This window comes from Sphingomonas faeni, assembly GCF_024273235.1.
In the GTDB taxonomy this organism is placed as follows: Bacteria; Pseudomonadota; Alphaproteobacteria; order Sphingomonadales; family Sphingomonadaceae; genus Sphingomonas; species Sphingomonas faeni_A.
Map to the genome: position 1 here is coordinate 122,870 of NZ_JANBVH010000007.1, position 21,346 is coordinate 144,215.

Consider the following 21,346-nt stretch of genomic DNA (forward strand, 5'->3'; position numbering starts at 1 on the left):
GCTCGCGCTCCCCTGTATCTCGTCGCGCATCGCGATACGATCAGCATCGTGCTGTTGTCGACACAAGCAGTCACTGATGCGTCGTGATTGGCCGGCGGTGTTTACCGCCGGCCGATCGATCAGAACGCCACGCGCAGGCCGCCGCGGCCGCCGCCGCCCTTCCAGTCGTCGCCATATTCGCCGTGCGCTTCGAGGAAGCCGGTGACGCCGCCGGGCATGGCGATGTTCACCCCCAGCGTGCCGCGCCCGTACGTGCCGATGCGGCCGCCGTCGAAGCCGATCGTCGTCGCACCGCTGGTGAACGCGATCCGGTCGCGCCCGCGGAACTGCTTCACCGCCTCGCCGCTCGCATAGACGCTCATCACGTTACCACCCGCGTGGGTGCGGGTCGCCCCGAGCCTGAGGCCGGCCGTGCCGCGAACGCCGTTCTGGCTGTCGATGGCGATCCGCGAACCGATCGCGTCCAGTCCGTCCAAATCGTCCAGCCGACTGTCGACATAGCTCACCCCGACGATCGGCTCGACGAAGAACGCCGCGCCACCGAAGCGCAAGCCCGCTTCGAGCTGCCCACCCCAGGCGCGTGCATCTGGTCTGGCGACGACGCCGATCGTTGGCGCGCGCAGCTTGACGTCGACCCAGTCATACTTGCCGAGCGCGTTGACGAAGAACGGCCCGCCGCGGAAGCTGGCATAGGCGCCGGCGTTGATGACATCGTATGTCGTCCGATCCGCGACCGCGCGGAAATCGAGCGACGAGTTGAGATAGCCGCCCGTCACGCCGACGACAAAGCCGCCATCTGCATCCATGCGTCCGACATCCAGACCGGCCTGCGCGCCGAACGCGTCCTGCCGGTAGCCGATCGCCTGCGTCGATGACCGCCCGAACGTAGCGAAGCTGCGATCGTTGTCGCGGCTGTTCGTCGCGCCGTAGAACTGGCCCCAGATCGCCGTGCCTTCAACCGTTGCATCGTCTCGCAACTCGCGCACATGGCCCGACCAGGCGTCGGCGGACGTGTGCCACAGGTTGCGGACGCCCTCTGCCGCGCTGATCGTGCGGAACACGCCGGCCTGCGGCGTGCCAACGACGGCGTAGGACAGGGTTGCTGGATCATAGGCGATCAACAGCCCGACCAGCGCCGTGCCGGTCGAGCCGGGCGCCAGCGTGAACGCGCCGGCAGACGATGCGCCCGTCGCCTGGACGATGACGACGTCCGGCGACAGGGTCACCGGACCGCTGCTCGCCAGGATCACCGCCGTCGACCCGACGGCGGTTCCGACCGCCAGGCGATCCGCGCTGGGTGCCGCACCGAACGCGATATCAAGCCCGAGCGTGCTCGCGCCCGAACCGGTGAACGTGCCCGGCAGGACGAGCGTATCACCCGCACTGCCGTTGCGCAGCTCGACCAGCCCGGCATTGTTGAACGCCTCGAGATTGTTGAACGCCACGCGGCGCGACGTCGCCAGCGCCCGGACGACGCCCGTATTGTCGAACGTGTCGACCCCGGCGCCGAAATCGCTGTCGAGCGTCGATGTGAACGTGCCACTGTTGACGAACCGATCTCCGCCCGCACCGAACTGCACGCGCCCCGTGATCGTCCCGCTATTGTTCACCGTCGCCGTCCCACTCAGCGCGACGACGGCACGACCGCTGCCGGTGCTGAAGATCGTGCCCGCGTTGGTCAGCGTGGAGGCGGTACGGCCCTGCAGAGCGATCGCATCGCCACCCGAGGTGACGCTGCCGCCCCCCGCCACGGACACGTTCGCCGTCGCACCATTGGCGGTCAGCGCGGTGTCGGCGGCCGATACGGCGCCGCCGACGTTGATCGCCGCCAGCGTTCCCGCGGAGACGACTGCGCCGCCGCCTGCGGACGTTAGAGATGCGACGTTATACACGGCCGCACCGTTGCTCGACTGGACAAACACGGCGTTGCCGCCCGCGCCTGTCTTCGACACCGCGCCGCTCGTCGTGACCGTGGCTGGGCCGCTTACCGTCGTTGCGACGATCGCCGGGGTATTGACGCCGGCGACCGATATCGGCCCCGAGGTAATGACGGTCGCGCCGGTCGCGCCGGCTGCCGTCATGGCGGTCGAACCGACACCCGCGGTCGATACCGACGCGGCCTGAACGCTCGCCGTGCCCGCCGCCGACATCGCGCGGATACCGGCGCTGCTCGCCGCGGTGGTGACGATCGGGCCGGTGGCGACCACGGAGACCACACCGCCGGCATTGTTCATCGCGACGATCGCGTCGGCGTTCGAGCCGCTCGTGCTCGCGCTGCCGACGCGCACGCTGACTGCACCGTTATTGGAGAAAGCATCTACGCCGCGCGAAGCGAACCCGCTGGTCGACACGCTACCCACATCGACGCTGACCGCCCCTGCGCCGGTCGAGGTGGCGCGGATCGCCGGCGCCATCATGCCCGTCGTCGCCACGCTACCCTGCGTGACCGATACCGCCCCGGGACTCGACACATCGATGCCGCTGGCAAGATCACCTGCCGTCGTGACGCGACCCGTTCCGGCGATCGTCACGCCAGTCGTGCCGGTCGCAACGATGCCGCGGCTGCCGAAGCCGGTCGTGGTGATCAGCCCGCTATTGGTGACGCGTGCCAGGCCGCCGGTCGCCGTCGCGGTGACCGCGTCCGCGCTCAACGTCGTGCCGGCCGGCAGGAAGCCGAACGCACCGCCCATCGTCGCACCCGTCCCGCCGGGGCCGATTGGCAGCACCGGGCCGAACAGCACCCCGTCGATGCCGATCCCGGAATTGTCCGTGTCGCTTTCCAGCCCCTGGAAGGCGATGCGGACCAGATCGATCGCGTCGATCGCGAAATTACCCGAGAACCGCCGGAACGTCGTCAGGTCGCTGCTCACCGTATACGATGCGTAGGTGGTGCCGAGCAGGCCGGTGACGCTGCCGGTCGCGGTGTTGAGGTCCCCGCCGGTGCTGCGATAGTCGAACGACAGATTGAACGTGCCGGGATTGACCGGATAGGCGAGGCGCGTCTCGAACCGCCCCGGATTGCCGGTAGATCCGCCGAGATCGACATAGCGCCCGAGCGGCTGGTTGGGCGGCGCGCCGAAGACGCCCGGCCCGACCCCACCGACCAGATCGACCGAGCCGCCGGTCACGTTCCACTGGATGAAGGCGTTGAGGTTGTCGGCCGGAAAGCCGAGATTGTCGGAGAAGAAATAGTCGAAGAAGACGATCGCGCTCGGCCCGGTCAGGTCGGCCGGATCGAGACCGGGGTTGGACGCGCCGCCGGTCGGGAAACCGCCGCCGATCCCGCCCGCGCCGACGGTCGCCGCCGTGCCGGTGGTCGACACGCGTCCGGTGAGAGACACGTCGACGCTCGACCCCATCGCCACGATCGCGCCCGATCCGTTGCCCGTCGTGCTGACGTCGCGCGCCGCGATGCTGACCGGACCGGCGGCGGAAACAACGATGCCCGGTGCGAAATCGCCGGTGGTCGCGACCGACCCCATCCCGGTATAGCTGCCCGCCTGACCGCTGGTCAGCCGCACGCCCGCGCGACCGGCCGCCGCGCTGGAGACCCTGCCGGCATTATCGACGATGCCATCCGTGCCGGTCACGACCAGCACGCCCCCCGTGATGATCGTCGCCGGCGCCGTCGCCAGCGTCAGCGTATCGGCATCGAGATAATTGACACCGTTCGGATAGGGATTGCCCGCGGAATCACAGACGACACGATCGTTGGTCGCGGCGCCGCATTCGTTCTGGGCTGCGGCCTGCTGCGGCATCAGCGCCGCCGCGACCAAACCCAGCGTCGAAACCGACAGGGCAAGACGATGGCGGCGGAACGCGCCGGCGGATTTGATATATGCGATCATGTGTCAGGAGCCCCGATGTACCACGAACGATGCGTCGTGGGATTGATCGAGCAACCAGCCGACCATCGGATGGTTCCGATAATATCGTTATCCGACAGCTACTAAATCTAATGATCAAGATCAATAGAACGGTCTAGATTGCGCTGCCGCCCGCAAGCGACACTTCCTGCCACAGGAGCTTTAGCAGGACGCCGGCCGGCAGGGAGCGGTGGAGTGGCGCGCCCTGCCCCGCCCATTGCGCGCCGAACCCGCTCTCGCCGACGGACCGGGCGGCCGCATGCAGCGCCTTTTCTGCGTCATAGGCGATCGGATAATCGGGCACGTCCTGCGCACCTTCAGCCCATTCGGTGAACCGGTTGGCGAGGCAGCGCGCCGGGCGGCCGGAAATCGCACGGGTCATCACCGTATGATGCGCAGCAGGGCCCGCGAGCGCCACGCGATACGCGTCGTCGGCGCCGCTCTCCGGGCAGGCGATGAACGCGGTGCCCAGCTGTACCGCGCTTGCGCCGAGCGCCAGCGCGGCGCGAATGCCGGCACCGTCCATGATCCCGCCCGCGGCGATGATCGGCACCCCCGTTCGGGTCGCCAACAGCCGGGTCAGTGCCATCGTGCCGAGCCGGTCGTCGGGCGCCGCAGGATCGAAGACGCCGCGATGGCCCCCGGCCTCCCATCCCTGTGCGACGATCGCATCGATGCCCGCCGCTACGATCAGCCGCGCTTCGGACAGGCTGGTCGCGGTCGCCAGCAACAGGCAGCCGGCATCCTTCAACGCGGCGATGCGATCGGCGCCGGGGAGCCCGAAGTGAAAGCTGACGACCGCTGGCGCAGTATCCACCAGCGTCGCGAGCATGTCGTCGTCGTCGGCAAAGCTGGTGTAGATGGTCCGCAGCGCATCAGGTGGCTCGGCTCCATACCGCACGAACAGCGGTCGCATGGCCTCCAGCCATCGTGCCTCCCGCGCGGCATCCGCTTGCGCTGCCTGGTGCACGAACACGTTCACGTTGAATGCGCGATCGGTCCTCGCGCGGGTCGCCTCGATCATCGCGCGCGCCCCGGCCGCATCAATCGCACCGATACCGATCGACCCCAGTCCCCCGACATTCGACACCGCCGCCGCGAGGTCGGGCGTAGATACGCCGGCCATGGGAGCCTGCACGATCGGGAGCGTCACGCCAAGGCGCTGAAACAGATGCATCATGCGGACCTGCCTCTGTCCGTCATCCACGTCCATCACATTCGGGACGGGCCCATACCGCGCATCGGGACGTTGAGGGGGTTCAGTCGCTTTTCCGATCCTGGCGGAGCCCCTGCTCACACGGAGAAGTAATATGCGCGCATTATGCTGGCACGGTAAAGGCGACGTGCGCGTCGACAACGTCGCGGACCCCGAGATCAAGCATCCGCGCGACGCGATCATCAAGGTCACCGCATGCGCGATCTGCGGGTCGGATCTGCACCTGCTCGACGGCTACCAGCCGACGATGGAAGCGGGCGACATCCTCGGCCACGAGAATATGGGCGAAGTCGTGGCGCTCGGGTCCGAAGTGACCAACCTCAAGATCGGCGACCGTGTGGTCGTGCCGTTCACGATCAGCTGCGGCGATTGCTGGTTCTGCAGGAAGGGCCTGTTCGCCGCCTGCGACCGCACCAACCCCAATGCCGAGATGGCCGCAAAGGCGTTGGGCCACTCGCCCGCCGGCCTTTTCGGGTTCAGTCATATGCTCGGCGGCTATTGCGGTGGTCAGGCGGAATATCTGCGCGTGCCGATGGCCGATATCGGGCCGATCAAGATTCCCGAAAGCGTCACCGACGATCAGGCGCTGTTCCTCTCGGACATCTTCCCGACCGGCTACATGGCGGCCGAGAACGCGCAGATCGAGCCCGGTGATACCGTGGCGATCTGGGGCTGTGGCCCGGTTGGCCAGTTCGCGATCCGCTCGGCGCTGATGATGGGTGCCGGCCGCGTGATCGCGATCGATGAAGTGCCCGAGCGCTTGGCGATGGCCGAGGCGGGCGGCGCCGAGACGATCAACTTCGCCGAGACCGACGTGTTCGACGAATTGCAGGCGCGCACCAAGGGCCGCGGTCCCGACAGCTGTATCGACGCGGTCGGTTGCGAAGCTGCAGGGCACGGCGCGGCGGACGCCGTGATGGACAAGGTAAAGGCATCGATGTTCCTCGCCACCGACCACGTCCACGTGCTGCGCCAGGCGATCATGAGCTGCCGCAAGGGCGGCACTGTGTCGGTGCCCGGTGTCTATGTCGGCATGGGCGACAAGCTGCCGATCGGTGCGGCGATGAACAAGGGGCTGACCATTAAGCTCGGCCAGACCCACGTTCAGCGCTACACTAAGCCACTGCTGGAAAAGATCGTGGCCGGGGAGATAGATCCGAGCTTCGTCATTACGCACCCGGCCAGCCTTGAGGACGCGCCCGAGATGTACGCCAGGTTCCGCGACAAGGAGGACGGCGTCATCAAGGTGGTCATGCGCCCGCACGGCTGATCTGCGAATCCCTCATTGTCGTGGCGGCGTGCGATCCCTTTTTGAGGATCGAGCACCGCGACGACCGGCGCACGACAGCTCGCAGATTAACTGGTGCCATGCTCGAACGGTGCTCGTTCTGTCGTTACAGATAACCGAAATGGAATGAGATGCACCAGATCAACTGCGGCTCCGGCCGCAAACTGCTGCTTATCCACGGTCTGGGCGGAAGCTCGCGATCGTGGAGCCCCATCCTAGACTCGCTCGGCGCCAGTCGAACGGTGATCGCGATCGACCTGCCCGGACATGGCGCGACCCCGGCAGAGCACGATAGTGGGACGTTCGACGGCCTGGTCGGCAGCGTGCAGCGCTACATCGTGGAGGACGAGCTGACCGGGATCGACGTCGTCGGCAGCTCGATGGGTGCGCGGATAGTGCTCGAACTTGCCAGGCGTGGCGTCGTCGGCAACGTCATCGCACTTGACCCGGGTGGGTTCTGGCGTGGTTGGGAGCGCACCTTCTTCAAGACCACGATCGGCGTCTCGGGCCGCTTGTTGCAGGCGATCCGACCCGCCCTGCCGACGCTGAGCCATAACGCGGCCTCGCGCACTGCCCTGCTCGCCCAATTGTCCGCGCATCCCTGGTCGCTTGATCCGCAGATGGTGGCGACCGAGCTGACCGGTCTCAGTACGACACAGACGTTCGATGCGCTGGTCCATGACCTTGCGACCGGACCTGAGCAGACTGGTCCTGCTGCTGACAGCACTGGCCGAATCGTCATCGGATGGGGCAGGCACGACAGGCTCTGCCTGCCGGGTCAGGCGGCGCGCGCAAAAGCTGCGTTCCCGTCTGCCGAACTGCACTGGTTCGAGTCCAGCGGTCATTTTCCGATGTGGGACATGCCGGAGGAGACGGTCGAGGTCATACTGGAAGCTACGCTGTGAAAGTAGCGGGCTGTAACGCCGACCCACTTTTGGCCGTCAAGCCGCACCTCGACCGTGCTTGAAAGCGGCCGCTCGTTCACCGCGGCCGGCGTCGCAGACCATGGTCGGTCTGTTGCCATCGGCGACGCTCCCCTGTTAGGTTCGTCGTATGGCGACGCAGAAACGCACAATTGAATTCTTGCTTGAACAGGTGACCGGCGCCGGCGCGGTGACAGCCAAGCCGATGTTCGGTGAGTACGGCGTCTACGTTGACGGCAAGATGATCGGTTCGGTCTGCGACGATCAGCTGTTCGTTAAGCCGACGATCTCGGGCCGCGCTCATGCCGAGCCGGTTTCGGATGCGCCGCCGTATCCAGGTGCTAAACCGCAGATGCTCATCGCGGCCGATCGATGGGACGATGCCGAATGGCTCGGCGTGCTACTGCGCGTAACGGCGGCCGAGCTGCCGACACCGAAGCCGCAGAAACCGAAGCGAGGCACGTAAGCACCCGCGGCGGTTCAGACCCGAATTCGGACACAGTGCGGCGCCAGGCCTGAGGTTGCGCCTTGCACCTGCAATCCGCCAAAAGCGACATATACGCGACCAGTGTCGCAGCACGGCTTAGTGGCTCCGCCAAGGGAGCCGCTAAGCTATTTAGGCTTTTGAAGAATCTGGCGTGCCCGGATACAGCATACCTAGTTCCTCAATCGCTTCTGGCAAATCTTGATCTTGAGCATCTGTGGGGACCAGCAGTGTCGCCGTCAAAATCGGACGGCCTTGTAGATCGAAGATGGGGAAAGCCGTGGCGCTCAATCCCGGGATGACGGTACCGCTGACATGAGCGCGACCGGCCGATCTAATGTCGTTGATTATCTGGGTCTGCGTTGCCTTTGCGATCGGGGTGCGTCGCTGCTCTTTCGCTGCGAGGGCGGACGCCTGTACATCGAATCTTCAGGCAAGCAGTCACAGCTGCCGGAATGGGGCTTGCCGAGAGCCTGTCCGGGATAGTCCCGATACGCGAACGCTTTGCGGTATGCAGCGATGTTGCGTGAGCGCAAAAGCCTCAACGGATCACTTGGCGTATCCTGATGCCTTCGAGGAACAAATTGGCCAAGTGCGCGATGCGCGATTTCGGCGAGTCACGTTGCTCGGCGGCGAGGGAGATCGCCGTGACGAACACCAGCAAGAATTGAATGTAGGGCGAACGCTTGTCTCCTCGCTTGCATTTTATAGACGTTCGGTCTAATTGAATTGACATGGATCTAATCGCCCTTCCCCGCCGTCGTGGACGTCCCTCGAAAGCCGCGGCGGGATTCAACGAGACGCGCGAGACCCTGGTGCGGGCTGGCCTGGTGGCGCTGACCGAAAAAGGCTTCTCCGCGACTGGTCTCGATGAGATTCTCAAGGCCGTAGGTGTGCCCAAGGGTTCCTTCTATCATTATTTCGACAGCAAGGAGGCCTTCGGCGCCGAGTTGATCGACCGCTACGGTGCCTATTTCGCCCGCAGGCTGGAAGGCTTCTTCACCGATGAAGCCCGTCCGCCATTGGAGCGGCTCAATGCCTTCGCGGTCGATGCGGAAACTGCGATGGAACGCCATGCGTTCGCGCGCGGTTGCCTTGTCGGTAATCTGGGGCAGGAAATGGGGGCGCTGCCCGAAGCCTTTCGCCAGCAGCTCAGCGACGTTTTCGCGGACTGGCAGCATCGCACGGCCCAATGCCTGCGAGCCGCGCAAGCTGCCGGTGAGATCGGAGCCCACCATGATGCTGATCGCCTCGCCGCCTTCTTCTGGATCGGGTGGGAAGGCGCCGTGCTGCGCGCCAAGCTCGAACGCAGCGGCGCTCCGCTCCGGACATTCGCGGAAGGGTTTTTCGCAATGATCCGCACCTGACCCCCTTTTTTGAACAATTCTAGCCGATCGGTCTAATTTTGAGAAAGGAGCATTATCATGAGCACATTCCGAGCAGTCGTGATCGAAAAGAACCACACAGGCCAAACCGTCGCGCTGACGGATTTCAGCGAAGCCGATCGGATGGAAGGCGATGTCGAGCTTCGGGTGACGCACACCACGGTCAACTACAAGGACGGTCTGGCGATCACTGGCAAAGCCCCGGTCGTCCGGCGCTTCCCGATGATCCCCGGCGTCGATTGCGCCGGCGTGGTCGAGACGTCCAGCCATCCCGATTTCCAACCCGGCGATCGAGTCATCCTCAACGGATGGGGCACGGGCGAAACCCATCTCGGCGCCTTCGCTGAAAAGAGCCGGGTCAAGGGCGACTGGCTGGTGCCGTTACCTGCTGACCTGACGCCGTCCGAAGCGATGGCGATCGGTACCGCAGGCTATACCGCGATGCTCAGCATTCTCGCGTTGGAGAAGCATGGACTGCAGCCAGCCGATGGGCCGGTCATCGTCACCGGTGCGGCCGGCGGCGTCGGTTCGATCGCGATCACGCTGTTGGCGAAGGCAGGCTGGCACGTCATCGCGTCGACCGGTCGGGCCGAGGAAGCGGACTATCTCGAGGGCCTTGGCGCCGCCGAAATCATCGACCGCAACGAACTGTCCAGTCCCGGGCGGCCGCTCGGTAAGGAACGCTGGATCGCCGGTGTCGATAGCGTGGGATCGCATACTTTGGCCAACGTCCTGTCGATGACCCGATATGGCGGCGCGGTCACGGCCTGCGGTTTGGCGCAAGGGATGGACCTTCCGGGCTCGGTGGCGCCCTTCATCCTGCGCGGCGTCTCTCTACTCGGCATCGATTCCGTCATGTGCCCGAAGCCGCGCCGTCTCGAAGCCTGGGCGCGTCTTGCGACCGATCTGGATCGCGAGCGGCTGGGACGGATCACTTCGACCATCCGCCTGGAAGACGTCATCGCGGCCGGGACCGACATCCTGGCAGGAAAGGTACGCGGGCGCCTCGTCGTCGAGATCGAACAGGAATGAGCGGATCGATCTGAGCGGCCGCGCGGGCCGCCGCTCAGATCAGGTCTTCCAACTGCTTCAGGAACGCCGCGATATTCTTCTCGTCGCGCTTGTAATAGGTCCAGGGCCCGATGCGCTGAGAGGTCACGAGCTTGGCGCGCTGCAAAGCAGTCAGGTAGAGAGAGACAGTCGACTGGGAGAGGCCCGCGCGCTCCTGGATGATGCTCACGCAGACACCTACGTCTTCGGGATCGACCTCCTGCTCGGGATAGTTCCTGCGCGGGTCCTTGAGCTTCGCCAGGATTGCCAGCCGGGCGGGATTGTCGAGAGCCTTCAGGGCTTCATTGAGGTCGATGCTCATGCTCCTCCATGTAGCGATGTTTTTCAATATTACAATATATCGCTGCGCTGTGGGATGCCGCGCGACGTCCAGAAGTCACCGGCCCTTTGTGAAGATGCCATCGATCGCGAAGAGATCTGACACCACAGTAATGGCAACGCCTCGACGAACCCGGCATCTACTCCCGCAAGGACAGCGAGATAGAAAATCCACGACCGCAGGTTCCTCAGTGCTGCGACGGCTTGTCCATCTCGATCCCAAGTTTGTCGATGCCAGCCGGGTCCTGCATGTCGGGTGGCGGATCCTATATCAGGAAAGCGCCGCAGACCATTTCGTGCGCCCCTGTGTTGCTCCGGCCATTTCATGGCGCATGCGCTCTGAAACGCGGCACGATGTGCGAGCCCAACTCTTCGACCACCTCAGGGGCCGGGCGGCGGCCATATTTGAGGTTGAGGATGACGTGATCGACGCCGATCACTTCCAGGGTTTCCAAAAGCGTCAGCAGATGATCCCGCCCCAGCCTGAAGCCCAGATGGATCGGCGACGGCGGCGTGGCCGGATGCGCGTCGAGATCGATATAGAGCGACTGGAGGAACGGCTTGTAGGTCTCACCCGCCTGTTCCCTGACCGCCGCCCGCCAGCTTTCCACGAACAGCTGCTGCGCCTGGGGCGGCCGGGGATAGGTCATCCATCCGCTGCTCTCCCGCGCGATCCATTCCATCGACTGACGGCTGTTGCCCGTCACGAAGAACGGGAGCTCATTCGTGGTGGGCCTGGGGATCAGGTCGGCGCCCGCCAGCAGCCCGCGGCTCCATTGCAGCGGCTCGAAGCTGGTGCGCTGGGCGCGGCGGATGATGTCCAGATTTTCGCGGAAAACATCGCCTCGCTGGTCGGGGTCCACGCCGAATGCCGGGAACTCGACCGGACGGTCGCCGGTGGCGACACCCAGGAGCAAGCGGCCACCGCTCAACTGGTCCACGCTGGCCGCAGCCTTGGCCGTATGGAGCGGATGGCGCAGCGGGATCGCGATCGACGCGGTGCCGAGAGCGATTGTCGATGTGCGGGCGGCGATGAAGCCCAGATAGACCCACGGGTCGAAGACCTGCCCCGTGTCGCCGAAACTCGGATCGCGCAGCGGCACGTCGCGGAACCAGAGCGTCGAGAAGCCAAGCTCCTCGGCGCGATGGGCTAGTTCCGCCTGGTGTAGCATGGTCGGCATTTCGTCTGGAAGGCCTCGATGGGGAAGAACAGCCCCAGGGTCAGATGGCCCGCCTTGAAGGTATGACGAAAACTTCGATGCTGCTGATAAGGGATCGTGCTGGGCTGATACATCGTGAGGTTTCCTTGCTTTCGGTTGCCCGGCGGGCACTTCGTCAAATCATGGATTGGAGGCTCGCCAGATATGTCGAGATATTTTCCTCGTTCCGCTTGTAGTAAGTCCAAGGCCCCACACGTCGGGACGTGACTAGTTGAGCGCGCTGCAAGGCGGTCAAATACAAAGACACTGTCGACTGGGAGAGGCCGGATCGCTCCTGGATGGCGCTTACGCAGACACCAACCTGTTCGGGATCGACTTCCTGCCCAGGGAAGTTTTTGCGCGGGTCTTTCAGCCACCCGAGAATTGCGAGGCGCGTCGGGTTGTCGAGAGCTTTCAGCGCGTCTTTGATATCGATGCCCATTGGAGTTGTACGCACCTGTTACCGGCGCCGCACCGGAGCACAGGCCGCGCCCGGATGTCCGGACGCAGCCCGAAAACCCCTAGTCCTGATAGGCCGGATAGTCGGTGTAGCCCTTGTCGGTGCCGCCATACATGGTCGCCGGATCCACCGGATTGAACGGCCAGCTATGGGCGATACGCTCCGGCAGATCGGGGTTCGCGATAAAGGGACGGCCGAAGGCGATCAGGTCGCCCCAGCCAGCCTCGACCACGCGGACGCCGCGCTCCGGGGTGTATTTGCCAGCGTAGAGGATCTTGCCGCTGAAAGCTTTGCGTACATCTGCGCGGAAATCTTCGGGCAACTCCGGCGCATTCTCCCAATCGGCCTCGGCCAGCGAGAGATAGGCGATCCCGACCTCCTCAAGCACCTTCACGGCCTCGATATAGGTCTTGTGGGGATCCTCCTCGACGAGACCCAGATAGACGCGATCCTCCTCGGTCGTGGCGAACAGCGGGGCAAATCGCACGCCCATCCGGTCCTTGCCAACGACATCCGCGACAGCCTGCGTCACCTCGCGCAGGAAGCGTAGCCTGTTCTGCAGCGAGCCGCCATATTCATCGTCGCGCCGGTTGGTGTGAGCCGAGATGAATTGGTTCACCAGATAGCCGTTGGCGCTGTGGATCTCGACGCCGTCGAAACCCGCATCGAGCGCATTGCGCGCCGCCTGGGCATAGAGCTGCACCAGTTCCTTGACCTCGGCGGTGGTCAGCGCACGCGGCGGCGACGGCAGCGCCAGTGCGCCCTGCCCCGGACCGGTTTCGATGAACACCTTGACGTTGTCGGCCGGGATCGCCGACGGCGCGACCGGAGCGGCCCCGCCCGGCTGCAGCGAGGTGTGGGACACGCGTCCGACATGCCACAGCTGTAGGAAAATGATGCCGCCCTCGGCATGCACTGCGTCGATTACCCTGCGCCAGCCTTCGACCTGCTCAGGGCTGTGGATGCCCGGCGTCCAGGCATAGCCCTGCCCGCGCGGCTCGATCTGCGTCCCCTCGGTCACCATCAAGCCGGCGCCGGTGCGCTGGCGGTAATAGTCCGCCATCAGGTCGTTGGGGATGTTGCCCGGCTGGGAGCTGCGCGAGCGCGTGAGCGGCGGGAGGACGATCCGGTTACGCAGGGTGTATGGCCCTAGCCGGACGTTGTCGAAGAGAACCAAGTTCTTCATTTCATTACTCCTAAATATCGCGAAGTTTCGATGTTGCGAGGCATGGATATGCCTCGCAACCACTCGATCTCAGTACAGTCCAAACGAAGCCTCGTTGAGGCTGACGATGATGTTCTTCTTCTGGCTGTAGGCTTCGAGCATGGACTTGTGGGTCTCGCGGCCGATGCCCGACTTCTTGTAGCCGCCGAACGGAGCGTGCGCGGGAAGCTCGTGATAGGTGTTGACCCACATCCGGCCCGTCTCGACCGCGCGCGCCACGCGGATGGCGCGATTGATGTCCTGGGTCCACACGCCGCCGGCGAGGCCATAGTCCGACGCATTGGCCAGCGCGATGACCTCCTCCTCGTCCTTGAACGGCAGCACGACGACCACCGGACCGAATATTTCTTCCTGGGCGACGCGCATGTCGTTGCGAACATCGACGATGATCGTCGGCTGGATGAAGAAGCCGTCGTCATAATCGCCGCCGGTCAGGCGATTGCCGCCGGTCAGGATGCGGGCGCCCTCTTCCGTGGCGAGCTTGATATAGCCCATGATGCGGTCGGTCTGGGTCTGGCTGACCTGCGCGCCCATCTGGGTGTTCTCGTCGAGCGGATCGCCGACGCGGACGCTCTCGAACCGCTGCTTCAGATCGCCGACGAAGTGATCGTAGATCGATTCATGAACGAACAGCCGAGCGCCGGATTCGCAGACCTCGCCCTGGTTCCAGAGGATACCCAACGCGGCAGCCTCGACCGCCCGATCCCAGTTCGCATCGGGGAAGATGATGTTGGCGGACTTCCCGCCCAGCTCGAGGGTTGCTGGGATGAGTTTCTTCGCAGCAGCTTCCGCCACCACCCCACCGACACGGGTCGAACCGGTGAAGGCCAGCTTGCTGATCTGCGGGTGATCGAGGATCGCCTGCCCGGCCACCGCGCCGGTGCCCGAGACGATATTGACCACGCCGGCCGGAAGCACCAGGGCGAAGATCTTAGCGAGTTCGAGGATTGTGACCGGCGTCATCTCGGACGGCTTGATCACCACCGTATTGCCCGTTGCGATCGCCGGCGCGATCTTCCAGGCAGCCATCAGCAGCGGGAAGTTCCAGGGAATGACCTGCCCAACGATACCGATCGGCTCGTTGATCGTCAGGCTCATCGTCTGCTCGTCGATCATCGCCACTTCGTCCGAATGGCTGCGGATCACGCCGGCGAAATAGCGGAAGTGATCGATCGCCAGCGACACGTCGAGCCGAGCCTCGCGGACGGGCTTGCCGACATCCATGCTTTCGAGAATGACGAAGCGGTCGGCATCGGCCTCGAACAGGTCGGCGATCTTGAGGAGCGCATTCGAACGCTCGGTCGCGGAGGTCTTGCGCCAGCTCTGGAAGGCGCGGGCAGCGGCCTGGACGGCGCGGTCGACGTCGTCGGCGGTGCCGTTAGGGGTGCGCGTCAAATAGGCGCCGTTGGCGGGGTTGATGCTCTCGATCGTCTCGCCATTTTCACCCTCGACCCACTGATTGTCGATGAAGTGACCGTAGCTGGTATCGGGAGCGTAGATCGAAGCGGGCTTGGTTGACGTCAGCATTGTGCATCTCCTTGGTGCGTGAGTGACAGCGCCAAGGTAACTATGAATCGAGATATGGCAATATCGCGATGCATAGACTTATTTTATGTATTCTTTTTTCCCTTTTAAATCAGAAGGACAGATGCGCCGTGGAACGGGTTGCGGAGCCTAGGCGCGCTATATTGGCAGCGTCATGCAGGGGCTTTAGGGCATGTCGTCTAACTCTGGCTAACGGCAAGCCGATCCACCGAGGCCAAAATTGCTGCCCGATGTTCGTTCTCTCGGCGTGCCATTTCCTCATGGCTGCACAACGGGATCGGCTCAGGCGCTCTTCGGTAAAATTGCACGAGAAAGCGGACGGGTCCCAGCGGTTCGACGCAGTGAAGGATGGTTGGCTCGACCACGCCTGGTGCGCAATCCGGCGCAAGGATGCTCACGGCACCGGTCCGCCTCTGGTCTGTTACGTGGTAGCGCAAACGACCCTCTGCGACCTGTATCAGACCCCAGACGCCAGCCTTGGTGCAATGGTCCCTGAGTAGCCCGGCAGGAACAGAGGATTCGGTGAAGATGTCGGTCTGTCGGTACAAAACCAGACCCTCAGGAAGCTCATTCGGGCTTTGAGAAGGCGTGTTGATGTCCATCACGCCGCCTCGGCGTACAGCGTCTTCTCGCGCGATATCAGGACTTCGGCGAGGAACCAGTAGGCTTCGCCCCATGCCGCTAGAACCCTCTCGTCTACCGCATCGCCCAGCACATCCTTGATCGCCGGGAGCAGCGCGTTTGCGACCGCGGGATAGTGTTCCGGCTTGATATGGGTGGCGATGTGGCGAGCAGCGATGCGCTCGATAGCGGGCTTCAACGCATCCAGCTTGTCGGCGTTCTGCGCAAAAGCAAGGATGGCGGCAGCCAGCCGCTTTGGCTGCTCGCCCGATTTCTGGGCTGCTAAGTCGAATAGCGCCTTGATTTCCGGATCAACGAACAAGCGTTCGTACATGCGCGTTGTGATTTCTACCCCGTGCTGCTGGAGCGCGGGCGCAGTCGACTTGATGACGATTATAGTCTCGGGCGAAAGCGATTTAGTCATGATTTGCTCCTGAGGTTGTCGTCATATGTCGTAAGTAAAGGACGCATTTGTGTAAAAGGGTGCCCCCAAGAAGGCGCTACCTTGCTGGAGCGCATGGTTCGATCAGCTAATTCGACCATGTGGTTGGCACACCGGTTGTGCCATTAGGCGTAAGCCAAGCGCCATGCAGGGAGTTTCCTCGAAGCGGGATACGTGCGCGGCGCCTGTCGAAGCTGGGCCGGCGCCCAAGAGTTACCGTAGAGGTTTTCGTTTGGCGCTCATCCTCGTTGCGACCTGTTGCCAATATATCGCAGCGCGATACAATCGTGCAAGCGATTTGAGCACTCTCCAAGTCTCAGATAGAATTAGCTACTGAAGGCGTTCGGCTACCGCTACTCTGAGGCGCTACGGTTGGCCGGCAAGCTCAGCAGGGCTGTCGTTGGGGAGAGGATGCGCCGGGACACCGGCTGTTTGCCGGCCGTAGCATCGCTAGGTACGTTCCAAGATATCGCCCAGGCTGTTGCAGGGAAGGTCAGGATAGCTTGCGTGCTGGCCGCATGAGGATTTGATAGTACCAACGACGAGACCGTCGCGCACGACGACAATGGGGTAATATCAATCCGCAGTTCGAATGGTCGATGAAAGTTCAATGACTTTTACGAGATTCAACTGTGCAGCGAGTTTTTGCTTTTGCAGACATATTCAATTAGTTCTATTAAGAAATATTGGAGATTCCTGATTATCAGCTTTATCACTATTTTGCTTTCTCTAACCATAGCTCTTCTTTCAGACTTACTCTGGCGAGCGGAAGCGAGAGCCGGCAAAATATTGTTGACCGCCATTACGATGGTTGCACTAATCGTCGCAATTGGGATCGCTCAGGTAGGCTCATCCGAACAAACGGACCCTTTAGTTCCTTGGGTTGCTATTTTGTCAGCGACGCTCCTGCTAAAGTGGCTTCATACCATATTCCGGGAAACCGACGGAAAATGACGCAATTGCTCGGCCTGCATCGGGATACGCCCTGCGTGCCGACACACGGTACCGGCGATGGGTGTCAGCAAGGTTTTCAGCGCCGTTGACCCTTGAAACGCTAAGCGCTCCGGTCCGTTAAGGCCGCGCTTCTCTCTGCCCGTCGCGGCCGATAATGGAGATACTCATACCGGCCATGATCTAGCAATTTACTCATGGGTGCGTCCTCGATTTGCCGATCACCTGAGCGATAGCCTCGGTCGCGCAGCGTTCGTCATTGGCCGATCCGCCTGACCCAGCGACGCCGATACCCCCGATCACGTCACCATTTACGACAATCGGCATGCCACCGCCCAACAGGAGCAGTTCTGGAATAGTGACGAGGTTACGGGACGTCGGATCTGTTGCTGCTCGCTCAGCCAGGACGGTCGTGCTAGCCTTGGTTGACAATGCGGTGAACGCCTTGCGCTGGGCGGCTAGCGTGTTGTGCGGACCGATGTCGTCGCCGCGCTGGAGCGAGACCAGATTTCCGCCTCGATCGACGACCGCGACCACGGCCTCCCTACCGACCGTACGGCACGAAGCGATTGCGGCACCCGTCAGGCTGTTGGCCAGCGCCAGCGACACGATTTTACGCTCCAACGGTACCGCGGGTATTGTGGCGGCGATTGCCGCGGGCAGGAGAACAATTAGACTCAGCGCCATGATGTGACCTTTCAAAGATAAACAGTGCGGGCGCATCAGGCGACACCGGCTGCAATCAGCGCGGCCCACCCGACCAAGAACGCCAACACGAGCCATGTCAGGATCGCACCGCCCGCTCGCGGCACGTTGGAACGGCGCATATTCGACCAGATTGGCCTGCGTGCGCATCCGGCCGGCAAGCAAATCCCCACCGCCGTCACCAATCAGCACATTGTCGCGCAACCGCATGCGAAAGATTCGCAGGCCAAGCCAGAGGTTGATGGTCCCAAGGGAGGCCGATGCCGCTAGCGTGACGGGAAGCGTCATGCTGGTCAGGCTCAGTTTCCCCGGTAGGTCGAATAGCCATAGGGGCTGACGACTACCGGCACATGGTAGTGACCCGCCTTGTCGGTCACTCGGAACGTCAGCGTGATCTCTGGAAAGAACGGGCTCGCCGACGAGTCAGGGTAGCGCGACATCTCGAATTGAAGCCTGTAGATTCCGGTGTCGAACGACTTGGCGTCCTTAAAACTGCGGACACGACCATCGGCATCGGTAGTCGCGGTGCCGACCTTCTGCCAGCGTCCGTCATCAGCACGCTTCGAGAGGGTTACAGGTACAGCCTCACCGCCAACGCCTCGGGCGAGGTCAAGAACGTGGGTGGAGATATCGGCTGCCGCGGCGGGGGTGGCGACTGCGCCGAGCAAAAGAGCGAGAGCGATGGCCTTCATGAGCGATATCCTTGCTGAGTGTCGTGTCTGGAAAAGAGGGTGTCGAGTAGCGAGGTGCTCGATGGTACGATCGCGCCTCGCTGCACAAGGCGACGGTCGCGCGGCGGAGCAGCGACCGCGGCAGCGGTGTTCTCCGCATCGGTTATGATGAACGTCGCTTCGTCACCGATAGCCAAGCCGTAGCGTTCCAGGCCCAGAACCGCTGCTGCGTCCGTCGTGGCCATATCCAGCGCGGTCGTGAGATCGCCGTCGGTGAAGAAACCTGATCGATACCCGATCATCATCGCCCGCCCGAGCATGTCGGCATCGCCGTACGGCCACCAGGCATCGCGGATATTGTCGTTGCCGGCAAACAGACGCACGCCTGCACCACGCAGGACGTTGATCGGCGGGAATGCGCGGTTGCCCGGTGCATTGGTCATGATTGTTACGCCGGCTTCCGCCAGAATATCAGCGGTACGGGCAACTTCGTCCGGCTCGACATCGCCGAGCGCGTAGGCGTGGCTTACGACGACCTTGCCCTGCATTGCGCCTGCGGTTGTTCGTGCAGCGATCCGGCGAAGTTGCTCGATCCCCTGCCAACCGGGCTCGTGGAGGTGGATATCGATCTTTACACCGTGCCGTTCGGCTACGCCGAACACCACGTCGAGGTGTGCGTCGGCATCACCGTCGAACGCTGAAGGGTCCAGCCCGCCGACGACGCCTGCTCCTTCCCGGATAGCCGCATCAAGCAGGTCGGCGGTCCCAGGTGATGCAAGGATGCCGGCCTGTGGAAACGCGACGATTTCGACATCGACGCGGTTCTGCCAAGGCTCGCACGCCGCCATTACGGCGTGGAGATTGGCGAGGCCCAGTGAGGCATCGATGTCGACATGGCTGCGCATTGCGACCGTGCCGAAGCTATGTGCCTGCGCGAGTAGCGCATGCGCACGGTCGGTGACTGGCAATGCAGCTGCAAGCAGCTGCTTCTCGATACCCAGGCGTTCGCCAAGGCTGTCAGCAAGGCAATGCGGACGCCAGCTATCGCCGACGAAGCTCTTGTCGAGATGAATATGGTCTTCGACAAATGCGGGAAGAACCAGAAGCCCTGCGAGGTCGATGACATCTGCATTGGCCGCCAAGGATGCCGGTTCGACGAACTGACCGTCTGACACCGCCAGATTGCCCGTCCGACCATCTTTCATCAAGGCGTTTCGGTACAGGCGGGGTGCTTGGACGGCGTTACGCAAATCAGCGCTCCTAGGCTTGGCGAAATTCGCAAGTGAGCGCGCATAACGACATTTACGAATGAAATATTTGAATGATCAGCATTCAGGAATAGAATGACCATATGCTTGACCCGAGATTGCTCCGTACCTTTGTCGCAATCGCCGATGCGGCGAGCTTCACAACCGCAGCCGATCGTCTCAATTCTACCCAGTCGACGGTCAGCCAGCATCTTGGACGGCTGGAAGCGGCGGTCGGGCAGTCGCTAATTGATCGATCGGCAAGGCCTATTTCGCCGACGCCTTCGGGCGAGCGGTTGCTGGGCTATGCACGCCGATTGCTGGCCTTGCAGGATGAGGCGCAGACATTGCTTGCCGACCCATCGGGAACGATCACGATCCGGATCGGGGTGCCCGACGATGTTGTTACGCAGGCCATGAGCCGTCAGTTTGCACGTTTTGCAGAACGGCATCGTGAAATCCGGCTAGATGTGACCACAGGCCTCAGCCGCGATCTTACGAAACGATTCAGAGCCGGCGAATTCGATATCGCCATCGTGAAGGAAGCGATAGCAGATGGCGACGCCCGCGCCAGCTTCTCCGAACCTCTTGGCTGGTTCGAAGCCAGAGAAATTTACAATGACTGGCCCGACCCTATCCCTCTGGTGACGTTTCCCCCGGGCGGACTGTACCGCGATCTTATGATCGACAGGATCGAGCGCGAGCGGAGGACGTGGTACATCGCATTCACCGGGAACAGTCTGGGCAGCGTCCTGTCCGCGATCGAGGCTGGGCTAGGGGTATCAGTTCTGCCGATCAGCACGACGGGGGCACATGCCGTTCGTCCCAGTTCTATCTTCAATGCGGATGCGCCGTTGGTGGTGTCGATCTATGCTTGGGAAAGCAACGGCGCGACGAGAGAACTCGTCGCTGCAATGAGCAAGACGCTGTCGGACCGTCAGGGCGAGCAGGTTAGTTCTAAACCTCTCGACGAAAGGTAATATGCTTGCGGGCCCTAACCGCTCCGATTCCTGCAGGTGCCACGTTCGGCGGCCGGCTTGTGCGTGTAGCTGTTGGCTTGAAATAGGCCGTGCGTAATGTCGCCTATCGACGCTTTCCTCTTCAAAGCGGACCATCCGCAATCCTCCCATTATCGCCGTTAAGCGGTCGGATGTGTGGAAAACCGGTCCCAATCACGAATGTGCGACAAACAAGGTGGTTCGCACAGGTCAAGGAATGATCGACTGGATCGATCAATGGGCCAGGAGGCGTAACAACCCCGACCGAGCCATTCGACTCTAGTTATCCGGCTGCTCGAACGAGGTCAGGATCGGGCACGGCCCGGCCGCGCCGCTGCCGCACTGTTGAGCGAGCCGGCGCAGCGATGCGCGGGCATGCTCCAATTCTTCGATCTTGGCGCCTAACGCCGCTATCCGCTCGCTGGCGAGTTCGCGCGCCCGTGTTCGATCGTCGGTCGCGTCGAGTGCCAGCAATTCCTCGATCTGCGCAAGCGTGAAGCCAGCCGCTTGCGCCGAGCGGATAAAGCGCAGCCGACGAACGTCCTCAACACCGTAGCGCCTCACGCTTCCGCCGTGTCCGGCGCTGCTCGGTCGCTCAGGCGTCTCCAGCAACCCGCGCCGCTGATAGTAGCGCACGGTCTCGACGCCGACACCCGCCCCGCGCGCTAGCCCGGCAATGGTCATTTGCGGCAAGCCTTGACTCCGTACCATGGTCCGGACCCTATATGGGT

General features: G+C 62.9%; 20 protein-coding genes. 6 read left to right on the forward strand and 14 right to left on the reverse strand.

The window, feature by feature from the left end; translation table 11 throughout:
- Positions 1 to 119 precede the first annotated feature (119 nt).
- Together NLI89_RS05595 and NLI89_RS05600 are read right to left on the reverse strand one after the other, a co-directional pair.
- Entirely contained in the window at positions 120 to 3,848 is a 3,729-nt protein-coding gene (locus NLI89_RS05595; protein ID WP_254686115.1) for an autotransporter domain-containing protein, read from the reverse strand.
- 133 nt (positions 3,849 to 3,981) lie between these two features.
- Entirely contained in the window at positions 3,982 to 5,043 is a 1,062-nt protein-coding gene (locus NLI89_RS05600) for an NAD(P)H-dependent flavin oxidoreductase (RefSeq protein WP_302675627.1), read from the reverse strand.
- 133 nt (positions 5,044 to 5,176) lie between these two features.
- Here NLI89_RS05600 and NLI89_RS05605 point away from each other — a divergent pair, with 133 nt between their 5' ends.
- The 3 genes from NLI89_RS05605 to NLI89_RS05615 all read left to right on the forward strand — a co-directional run bounded on the left by NLI89_RS05605 (position 5,177) and on the right by NLI89_RS05615 (position 7,759).
- The gene (locus tag NLI89_RS05605; RefSeq protein ID WP_254686117.1) at positions 5,177 to 6,352 is read left to right on the forward strand and encodes a zinc-dependent alcohol dehydrogenase; all 1,176 of its coding nucleotides are present in this window, start codon (positions 5,177 to 5,179) and stop codon (positions 6,350 to 6,352) included.
- A 149-nt stretch (positions 6,353 to 6,501) separates the two neighbouring features.
- A complete protein-coding gene (locus NLI89_RS05610; RefSeq protein ID WP_254686118.1) occupies positions 6,502 to 7,275 on the forward strand; it encodes an alpha/beta fold hydrolase in 774 nt (257 codons plus the stop codon).
- A gap of 148 nt (positions 7,276 to 7,423) precedes the next feature.
- Positions 7,424 to 7,759 (forward strand): TfoX/Sxy family protein, encoded by a 336-nt coding sequence (locus NLI89_RS05615; protein ID WP_254686119.1) that lies wholly within the window; start codon positions 7,424 to 7,426, stop codon positions 7,757 to 7,759.
- Positions 7,760 to 8,318: 559 nt separating this feature from the next.
- On the opposite strand, the gene NLI89_RS21720 is transcribed toward NLI89_RS05615, so the two are convergent.
- The gene (locus NLI89_RS21720; protein WP_302675616.1) at positions 8,319 to 8,441 is read right to left on the reverse strand and encodes a hypothetical protein; all 123 of its coding nucleotides are present in this window, start codon (positions 8,439 to 8,441) and stop codon (positions 8,319 to 8,321) included.
- Positions 8,442 to 8,511: 70 nt separating this feature from the next.
- Here NLI89_RS21720 and acuR point away from each other — a divergent pair, with 70 nt between their 5' ends.
- Positions 8,512 to 9,144: an acrylate utilization transcriptional regulator AcuR gene (gene acuR / locus NLI89_RS05620; protein WP_254686120.1), complete on the forward strand. Its 633-nt coding sequence runs from the start codon at positions 8,512 to 8,514 to the stop codon at positions 9,142 to 9,144.
- Between the two features lie 57 nt (positions 9,145 to 9,201).
- Positions 9,202 to 10,194: an acrylyl-CoA reductase (NADPH) gene (gene acuI / locus NLI89_RS05625; RefSeq protein WP_037479783.1), complete on the forward strand. Its 993-nt coding sequence runs from the start codon at positions 9,202 to 9,204 to the stop codon at positions 10,192 to 10,194.
- A 34-nt stretch (positions 10,195 to 10,228) separates the two neighbouring features.
- Here acuI and NLI89_RS05630 read toward each other — a convergent pair whose 3' ends face one another.
- From NLI89_RS05630 to NLI89_RS05675, 10 genes are all read right to left on the reverse strand, one after another.
- Positions 10,229 to 10,534: an ArsR/SmtB family transcription factor gene (locus NLI89_RS05630; RefSeq protein WP_254686121.1), complete on the reverse strand. Its 306-nt coding sequence runs from the start codon at positions 10,532 to 10,534 to the stop codon at positions 10,229 to 10,231.
- Between the two features lie 340 nt (positions 10,535 to 10,874).
- Positions 10,875 to 11,882 (reverse strand): LLM class oxidoreductase, encoded by a 1,008-nt coding sequence (locus NLI89_RS05635; protein WP_439144476.1) that lies wholly within the window; start codon positions 11,880 to 11,882, stop codon positions 10,875 to 10,877.
- A 4-nt stretch (positions 11,883 to 11,886) separates the two neighbouring features.
- Positions 11,887 to 12,192, reverse strand: coding sequence for an ArsR/SmtB family transcription factor (locus NLI89_RS05640; protein ID WP_254686123.1), 306 nt, complete (start codon positions 12,190 to 12,192; stop codon positions 11,887 to 11,889).
- 79 nt (positions 12,193 to 12,271) lie between these two features.
- The gene (locus tag NLI89_RS05645; RefSeq protein ID WP_254686124.1) at positions 12,272 to 13,396 is read right to left on the reverse strand and encodes an alkene reductase; all 1,125 of its coding nucleotides are present in this window, start codon (positions 13,394 to 13,396) and stop codon (positions 12,272 to 12,274) included.
- A gap of 69 nt (positions 13,397 to 13,465) precedes the next feature.
- The gene (locus tag NLI89_RS05650) at positions 13,466 to 14,962 is read right to left on the reverse strand and encodes an aldehyde dehydrogenase family protein (RefSeq protein WP_037479793.1); all 1,497 of its coding nucleotides are present in this window, start codon (positions 14,960 to 14,962) and stop codon (positions 13,466 to 13,468) included.
- A 197-nt stretch (positions 14,963 to 15,159) separates the two neighbouring features.
- Complete coding sequence (locus NLI89_RS05655) at positions 15,160 to 15,657, reverse strand: DUF1971 domain-containing protein (protein WP_368077246.1); 498 nt, start codon at positions 15,655 to 15,657, stop codon at positions 15,160 to 15,162.
- Positions 15,582 to 16,025: a globin domain-containing protein gene (locus NLI89_RS05660; protein ID WP_254686126.1), complete on the reverse strand. Its 444-nt coding sequence runs from the start codon at positions 16,023 to 16,025 to the stop codon at positions 15,582 to 15,584. Before NLI89_RS05660 ends, NLI89_RS05655 begins: the two co-directional genes overlap by 76 nt.
- Before the next feature lie 1,164 nt (positions 16,026 to 17,189).
- A complete protein-coding gene (locus NLI89_RS05665; RefSeq protein WP_254686127.1) occupies positions 17,190 to 17,987 on the reverse strand; it encodes a heme-binding protein in 798 nt (265 codons plus the stop codon).
- Positions 17,988 to 17,998: 11 nt separating this feature from the next.
- Entirely contained in the window at positions 17,999 to 18,391 is a 393-nt protein-coding gene (uraH, locus tag NLI89_RS05670; RefSeq protein WP_254686128.1) for a hydroxyisourate hydrolase, read from the reverse strand.
- Positions 18,388 to 19,620: an amidohydrolase family protein gene (locus NLI89_RS05675; RefSeq protein WP_254686129.1), complete on the reverse strand. Its 1,233-nt coding sequence runs from the start codon at positions 19,618 to 19,620 to the stop codon at positions 18,388 to 18,390. The genes uraH and NLI89_RS05675 overlap by 4 nt, the downstream gene beginning before the upstream one ends.
- A 116-nt stretch (positions 19,621 to 19,736) precedes the next feature.
- Between NLI89_RS05675 and NLI89_RS05680 the strand changes: the two genes are divergently transcribed.
- Positions 19,737 to 20,597 (forward strand): LysR family transcriptional regulator, encoded by an 861-nt coding sequence (locus NLI89_RS05680; RefSeq protein WP_254686130.1) that lies wholly within the window; start codon positions 19,737 to 19,739, stop codon positions 20,595 to 20,597.
- A gap of 297 nt (positions 20,598 to 20,894) precedes the next feature.
- Here the strand turns inward: NLI89_RS05680 and NLI89_RS05685 are convergent, their stop codons facing one another.
- Positions 20,895 to 21,299, reverse strand: coding sequence for a MerR family transcriptional regulator (locus tag NLI89_RS05685; RefSeq protein WP_254686131.1), 405 nt, complete (start codon positions 21,297 to 21,299; stop codon positions 20,895 to 20,897).
- Positions 21,300 to 21,346 lie beyond the last annotated feature (47 nt).